Origin of the sequence: Acidithiobacillus albertensis (genome assembly GCF_001931655.1) — a bacterium.
Taxonomy (GTDB): Bacteria; Pseudomonadota; Gammaproteobacteria; order Acidithiobacillales; family Acidithiobacillaceae; genus Acidithiobacillus; species Acidithiobacillus thiooxidans.
This window is the reverse complement of record NZ_MOAD01000001.1, coordinates 2,740,987-2,747,186: the sequence shown is the minus strand read 5'-3', so window position 1 is coordinate 2,747,186 and position 6,200 is coordinate 2,740,987. Positions and strand designations below refer to the sequence as shown.

8 protein-coding genes are annotated in these 6,200 nt (G+C 57.4%); 7 read left to right on the top strand and 1 reads right to left on the bottom strand.

What is annotated here, in order from left to right; genetic code table 11:
* A partial coding sequence (locus BLW97_RS14140) for a MarC family protein (RefSeq protein ID WP_143214924.1) occupies positions 1–386 on the bottom strand: 386 nt, incomplete at its 3' end.
* Between the two features lie 108 nt (positions 387–494).
* On the opposite strand from BLW97_RS14140, the gene BLW97_RS14135 reads away from it, so the two are divergent.
* The 7 genes from BLW97_RS14135 (at position 495) to ruvC (ending at position 6,200) form a co-directional block, all read left to right on the top strand.
* Positions 495–755, top strand: a complete 261-nt coding sequence (locus tag BLW97_RS14135; protein ID WP_024893140.1) for an FmdB family zinc ribbon protein — start codon at positions 495–497, stop codon at positions 753–755.
* 99 nt (positions 756–854) lie between these two features.
* Positions 855–2,645 (top strand): aspartate--tRNA ligase, encoded by a 1,791-nt coding sequence (gene aspS / locus BLW97_RS14130; RefSeq protein WP_075323487.1) that lies wholly within the window; start codon positions 855–857, stop codon positions 2,643–2,645.
* The gene (gene nudB, locus BLW97_RS14125) at positions 2,629–3,078 is read left to right on the top strand and encodes a dihydroneopterin triphosphate diphosphatase (RefSeq protein ID WP_010641030.1); all 450 of its coding nucleotides are present in this window, start codon (positions 2,629–2,631) and stop codon (positions 3,076–3,078) included. The genes aspS and nudB overlap by 17 nt, the downstream gene beginning before the upstream one ends.
* 45 nt (positions 3,079–3,123) lie before the next feature.
* Complete coding sequence (gene nadA / locus BLW97_RS14120) at positions 3,124–4,221, top strand: quinolinate synthase NadA (protein ID WP_010641031.1); 1,098 nt, start codon at positions 3,124–3,126, stop codon at positions 4,219–4,221.
* 8 nt (positions 4,222–4,229) lie between these two features.
* Positions 4,230–4,844 carry a lysophospholipid acyltransferase family protein gene (locus BLW97_RS14115; RefSeq protein ID WP_075323486.1) on the top strand — a complete coding sequence of 205 codons (615 nt, stop codon included), beginning with the start codon at positions 4,230–4,232 and terminating at the stop codon, positions 4,842–4,844.
* Positions 4,845–4,920: 76 nt separating this feature from the next.
* Positions 4,921–5,673, top strand: a complete 753-nt coding sequence (locus tag BLW97_RS14110; RefSeq protein ID WP_024893145.1) for a YebC/PmpR family DNA-binding transcriptional regulator — start codon at positions 4,921–4,923, stop codon at positions 5,671–5,673.
* Between the two features lie 26 nt (positions 5,674–5,699).
* Positions 5,700–6,200: a crossover junction endodeoxyribonuclease RuvC gene (ruvC, locus tag BLW97_RS14105; RefSeq protein ID WP_010641035.1), complete on the top strand. Its 501-nt coding sequence runs from the start codon at positions 5,700–5,702 to the stop codon at positions 6,198–6,200.

Here is a 6,200-nt window from a genome sequence, read left to right as displayed (position 1 = left end):
CCCGCCATGAGGGGAATGGCCAGTGGTACCACGGCTACTGCTTCCTTGCTCATGCCCTCGGCCGTTTCTTCCGGAGTGTGGCGGTAACGGCTGGATTTTGCCTGTAACATGTTGAAGGCCAGCAACATCAGAACCATGCCCCCCGCTACCTGAAAGGCGGCGATACTGATGCCAAAAAACTGAAGAATGTACTCACCCAAAAAAGCGGCGATGAGCAACACGATAGCAACGGTTCTGGAGGCCAGTTTGATGGTAGCCAGTTGCTGGACCGGATCTTCGTCAGCTGTCAAGGCAATGAAAATAGGAATGGCCCCGATGGGATTCAGAATGGCGAGCAGGGCAATCAGGGTTTGCAGGGCGTTATGCAGTTCAGGCGTGATAGACATGTAAAATTACCGTGACAGACTGTGCAGTACACAGAACGCTTGAAAAATGGTGCCTGAAGACGTATTTAATAGGCATATTCAGTTACAACCTAATACGGAGTGGATACGATGCCAACTTATGAGTATGTATGCAAGGACTGTGGACATCATTTGAGCGCGGAGCAGCGCATGAGTGATGCCCGCCTGACCGATTGTCCGGTCTGCGGCAAACCGGGCCTGGAGCGGCAGCTCAGTGCTGGCGCTTTTGCGCTGAAGGGGTCCGGCTGGTACGAGACAGATTTCAAGGGCAGTAAGGGGGGGGCGACAAAAAGCGAAGCCGCCAGCAGTGCCGCGCCCGCTTGCCCGGGCGGCAGTTGCGCCTGTCATTGACGCCGCGCCTGCAGCGGGGCTAGATTGTGCGCGGGCCGCCGGTCGGGCGGCCTTTTGTTATTTGATGATGTAATTTGACACAACTATACGGGACGCAGCATGCGGACACATTATTGTAATGGCATAAACGAGAACCTGATCGGACAGACCGTGCGTCTCTGCGGATGGGCTCAACGCCGTCGTGATCACGGCGGTGTGGTTTTCATTGATCTCAGGGACCGGGAAGGGCTGGTTCAGGTGGTTGCTGATCCTGATCAGGCGGAAGCCTTCGCGGCGGCTAATGAATGCCGGAGCGAGTTTGTTTTGAGTGTCGAAGGGGTGTTGCGGGCCCGCCCTGCAGGTACGGAAAATCTGCAGATGCCCAGTGGCAAGGTCGAACTCATGGCGACGCACATCGAGATTCTGAACCGCTCCGAGCCGGTTCCGTTTCCCTTGGACGAAGAGGACATTGCTGAAAACCTGCGTCTCAAATACCGTTATCTGGATTTGCGCCGCCCGGAAATGCTGGGACGCCTGCGTTTGCGCCATCAGGTCACCAGCTATGTGCGCCGTTATCTGGACAGTGGCGGTTTCATGGATGTTGAGACGCCGGTTCTGACCCGCTCGACACCGGAGGGTGCCCGCGATTATCTGGTCCCGTCCCGAACCCAGCCGGGTCATTTTTTCGCTTTGCCGCAAAGTCCCCAGCTGTTCAAACAACTGCTGATGGTCGCGGGTATTGATCGTTATTATCAGATTACCAAATGTTTTCGGGATGAAGACTTACGCGCCGACCGGCAGCCGGAATTCACCCAGATTGATATAGAAGCCTCTTTTGTGGATGAAGAAGCCGTCATGGGTATTGCCGAACCGATGATTCGGGGCCTGTTTGCGGAAGTGCTCGGTATTGATCTGCCCAATCCTTTCCCACGCATGACCTACGCGGATGCCATGCACCGTTTTGGCGTGGATCGCCCCGATTTGCGCAATCCCCTGGAGCTGACCGAGCTGAGCGACCTGATGCGCAGCGTGGAGTTCAAGGTATTTCGGGAGGCCGCTGAGCGCCCACGGGGTCGTGTCGCCTGTCTGCGGGTTCCCGGTGGTGCCCAGCTCAGTCGTGCACAAATTGATCAATACACCCAGTTTGCGGCCATTTATGGGGCCAAGGGTCTGGCCTGGATCAAAATCAACGCGCTGGATCAGGGTGCCGAAGGGCTCCAGTCGCCCATCGTCAAATTTCTTGCTCCCGAGGTGCTGCAGGAAATTCTCCAGCGTAGTGGCGCGACTGTCGGCGACATTCTCTTTTTCGGCGCCGACAGTGCCAAGGTGGTCAACGAAGCGCTGGGAAATCTGCGCAACCGCGTCGCGGCCGACCTGAATTTGCTGGAAGGTGAATGGCGACCCGTATGGGTAACGGATTTTCCCATGTTTGATTACGACGAGAAGGATAATAGCTGGACTTCCACCCATCATCCATTTACGGCACCGCAAAGCGCACATCTGGAGAGTCTGGCGGAAAATCCGGGGGCAGCATTGGCCCGCGCCTATGATCTGGTGCTGAACGGCAATGAAATTGGCGGCGGCAGTATTCGTATTCATCAGGAAAAAGTTCAGGAAAAAGTGTTTGCGGCCCTGGGTATTGGCGCTGAAGAAGCGCGGGATAAATTCGGCTTCCTGCTGGACGCTCTCCATTATGGTGCGCCACCCCATGGCGGCCTGGCTTTCGGGTTGGATCGTCTGGTCATGCTCATGTCTGGCGCGGATACCATTCGCGATGTCATTGCTTTTCCCAAAACCCAGAAAGCCGGTTGTCTGTTGACCGAGGCCCCCGGCGTGGTGGCCGACAAGCAATTACAGGAGCTGGGTATCCGCCTGCGTCCCGGAGTAGGAGCCGATGTTCAAAATTCCTGAGTCGATTCTGGTCATGATCTACGCCGGTCAGCAGGTTCTGTTGCTGGAGCGTGCCCAACCGGAAGGATTCTGGCAGTCGGTAACCGGGAGTCTGGAACCGGGAGAATCCTGGCGGGACGCGGCCGTGAGGGAGCTCCGTGAAGAGACGGGATTTGCGGCGGAAGGACTGGTGGATACCGGGGTACGGAATCGCTTTCCCATTGTGCCACCCTGGCGGGAGCGTTACGCGCCGGAGGTGGCGTTCAACGAGGAACGCATATTCACCCTGGCTTTGCCCGAGCCTCAGGTTCCACAACTGCGTCATCAGGAGCATGTGAACTTTGCCTGGTTGCCGGCGGTCGAAGCGGCCCGCCGTACCGGATCGTGGACCAACCGGGATGCGATTTATCGCCATTTTGGGGCGCGCCTTGACGCACAGCAGGCGGCTTCGTAACGTAAGGAACATTTTGCACGCGCAACAGCGCCTGAGAGGGTGGTTATGGGTGTAGAGACAGTGATGGTGCAGGGGTTGCGGCGCAGTGAAGCAGCCGACCTGGATACCCGCATTCGCCGGGCAAAAGCCGCTTTGGGAAAACGTGCGGTTATTCTCGGGCATCATTACCAGCGCGAAGAAGTCTATCGTCATGCCGATTTCCATGGGGATTCCTTGCAGTTATCCCGGGCGGCAGCCGAGCAGGAAGCGGAATTCATTGTTTTTTGCGGTGTACACTTCATGGCCGAAGTAGCGGATATTCTCAGTCGTCCCGATCAGGCCAGCATTCTGCCCGATCTGAACGCCGGTTGTTCCATGGCCGACATGGCTGATATCCCGCAGGTCCAACGCGCCTGGGACGAGCTCGCGACGGTGCTGGATGTGGAGACGGAAATCACCCCGGTCACCTATGTGAACTCATCGGCTGCCATCAAGGCCTTTTGCGGGGCGCATGGTGGTACGGTCTGCACTTCTTCCAATGCCCGCAAGGTGCTCGAATGGTCTTTTCAGCAGCGGCCCAAGGCGTTATTTTTTCCGGATCAGCATCTGGGCCGCTGGACCGGGCACCAGTTAAACATCCCCTTGCGGGATATGCCGGTTTGGGACCCGGCGCTGCCCCTGGGCGGATTGACGCCCGAGGAAATTCGCCGTGCCCGGATTCTGCTCTGGAAGGGGCATTGCTCCGTGCACCAGATGTTCCAGCCCGCGCATATTGAGCGCTGGCGCCGGGAACACCCTCAGGGGCAGGTCATCGCCCATCCCGAGTCGGCCTTTGAAGTCTGTCAGATGTCCGATGCAGTCGGATCTACGGATTTTATTTTGCGTACGGTCAAAGCCTCTCCCGCAGGCAGTGAATGGCTGGTAGGCACCGAAATCAATCTGGTGACCCGTCTGGCTGACGAAGTACGGGCGGAAGGAAAAACCGTGGAATTCATGTCGCCCATGGTGTGCATGTGTTCCACCATGTTCCGCATTGATCCCGAGCAGTTGGCGGTGACCTTGGAAAATCTTCTGGAAGGGCAGGTACGCAACCGGATTCAAGTCGAGCCGGAAACGGCGGCCCAGGCGCGTCTGGCCCTGGAACGCATGCTTATGGTGTCCTGACGGCCGCCATGTCCTCTGTCGCTGTGCAGCCGGCTGATGTGATTGGCGAATGGTCGCTGACCCAGCGCAATCTGCATCGTCTGTTGACTGCCTATCTGCGCTTTTATCAGGGCGCGCATTGGGAGCACAGTACCGTACCGGCTGAGGGCGCGGCTATTCTGGTGTGTAATCATGTGTCGGTGTTGGATCCCCTGCTGCTGGTCGCCAGCAATCAACGCGTGGTGTCCTTTCTGGTGGCCCGGGAATACTACGACAATCCATTGATGCGCCAGTTGCTGGAGCAAACCTACAGCATTCCGGTACGTCGGGATCGTCGTGATGTGCGGGCACTGTTGCAGGCTCGCCATGTTCTTGAAGAAGGTCGGGTACTCGGCATTTTTCCCGAGGGCGGCATCAATCGCTCGGAGACCCAGAAAGGTGTCGCCTGGCTGGTGCGCGAAAGTGCCGCGCCGGTGGTCCCGGCTCATGTCGGCGGCGCCCGGCAGGCCGCTTCTGACTTGCAGACCTGGCTGCGGCGCCAGCATCCCCTGTTACGCTATGGGGTGCCCCTGCATTTTCATCGTGATGCTGACGCCGCCGAAGTCATGGGGGCGACCATGAGTGCTATTGCCACACTTGCATGACGGCATCCTTGCCTTTGCGTTATCATGGCCGATATTTCAACCAAAATAAGTCAGTTATAGAAGCAAGGAGTGGGTTATGTCCGGGCATAGTAAATGGTCCACCATCAAATTCAAGAAAGCACTGAAAGACGCCAAACGCGGCAAAATATTTACCCGTCTGATTCGCGAAATTACCGTTGCAGCGCGCGCCGGGGGCGGAGATCCGGGCAGTAATTCACGACTGCGCCTGGCTCTGGACAAGGCATATGGTGCCAACATGACCAAAGACACCATTGAACGCGCCGTCAAACGCGGTACGGGTGAGCTGGAAGGCGTGGATTACGAGGAAGTGACTTATGAGGGCTACGGCCCTGCGGGTGTGGCTATCCTGATTGAAACCATGACCGACAACAAGGTTCGTACCGTCGCAGAAATCCGCCATATATTTTCCAAACGCGGCGGTAATATGGGAACCGCCGGTTCTGTTGCCTATCAGTTCAAAAAGCTGGGCTTAATTGTTTTTCCCGGCGATGCTGATGAAGACAAAATTCTCGAAGCGGCGCTGGAAGCAGGGGCCGAAGACGTGGTCAATGAAGGTGAGCGGATTGCTGTCTATACGGCGGCCACGGACTTGCACAGTGTGGTCCAGGCACTGGAAGCCGCCGGTTTGCAGCCGGAAGAAAGCGAATTGACCATGATTCCGGAAAACACGATTGAGGTGAGTGGAGAGGAGGCAGAAAAACTGCTGCGTCTCATCGACTTCCTTGAAGAAAACGATGACGTGCAAAATGTGTACGCCAACTATGAAATCAGCGATGAGGAAATGGCCCGCCTGGAAGCAGCATCCTGAATTTTTCAGTCCATCAGGAAACGGCCTTGCGCATCATCGGTATTGATCCGGGCTCTCTGCGCACCGGCTATGGCATCATCGAGTCGGATGCGCGTGGCGAGTTGCGGCATGTGGCTCATGGCTGCCTGAATGTGGCTGGCCGGCCCTTTCTGGAGCGCATCGGCGCCATCTACCGGGATCTGGCGCAGGTGTTGGCCGAGCATCGACCCGATACGGCAGCCATTGAGCAGGTTTTCATGGCCCGCAATGCGGATTCTGCCCTGAAACTGGGTCAGGCCCGGGGTGCGGCGCTGGTGGCACTGCTGGAAGCGGGGCTGCCGGTAGAAGAATACACCGCCCTGCAAATCAAAAAAGCGTCGGTGGGAGCTGGACATGCAGACAAGGCGCAAGTTCAGAGCATGGTGCGCTGGCTGCTTCATCTGGATAAAAACCCTCAGGCCGATGCGGCTGACGCCCTGGCCTGTGCCATTTGTCATGCCCATCATGCCCGGACTCAACAGCGCTGGCAGGCGGCCGGCCATGTCTGA

Coding starts and splice junctions, on each gene's coding strand:
- BLW97_RS14135 (WP_024893140.1), top strand. CDS start 495: ATGCCAACTTATGAGTATGTATGCAAGGACTGTGGACATCATTTGAGC.
- aspS (WP_075323487.1), top strand. CDS start 855: ATGCGGACACATTATTGTAATGGCATAAACGAGAACCTGATCGGACAG.
- nudB (WP_010641030.1), top strand. CDS start 2,629: ATGTTCAAAATTCCTGAGTCGATTCTGGTCATGATCTACGCCGGTCAG.
- nadA (WP_010641031.1), top strand. CDS start 3,124: ATGGGTGTAGAGACAGTGATGGTGCAGGGGTTGCGGCGCAGTGAAGCA.
- BLW97_RS14115 (WP_075323486.1), top strand. CDS start 4,230: ATGTCCTCTGTCGCTGTGCAGCCGGCTGATGTGATTGGCGAATGGTCG.
- BLW97_RS14110 (WP_024893145.1), top strand. CDS start 4,921: ATGTCCGGGCATAGTAAATGGTCCACCATCAAATTCAAGAAAGCACTG.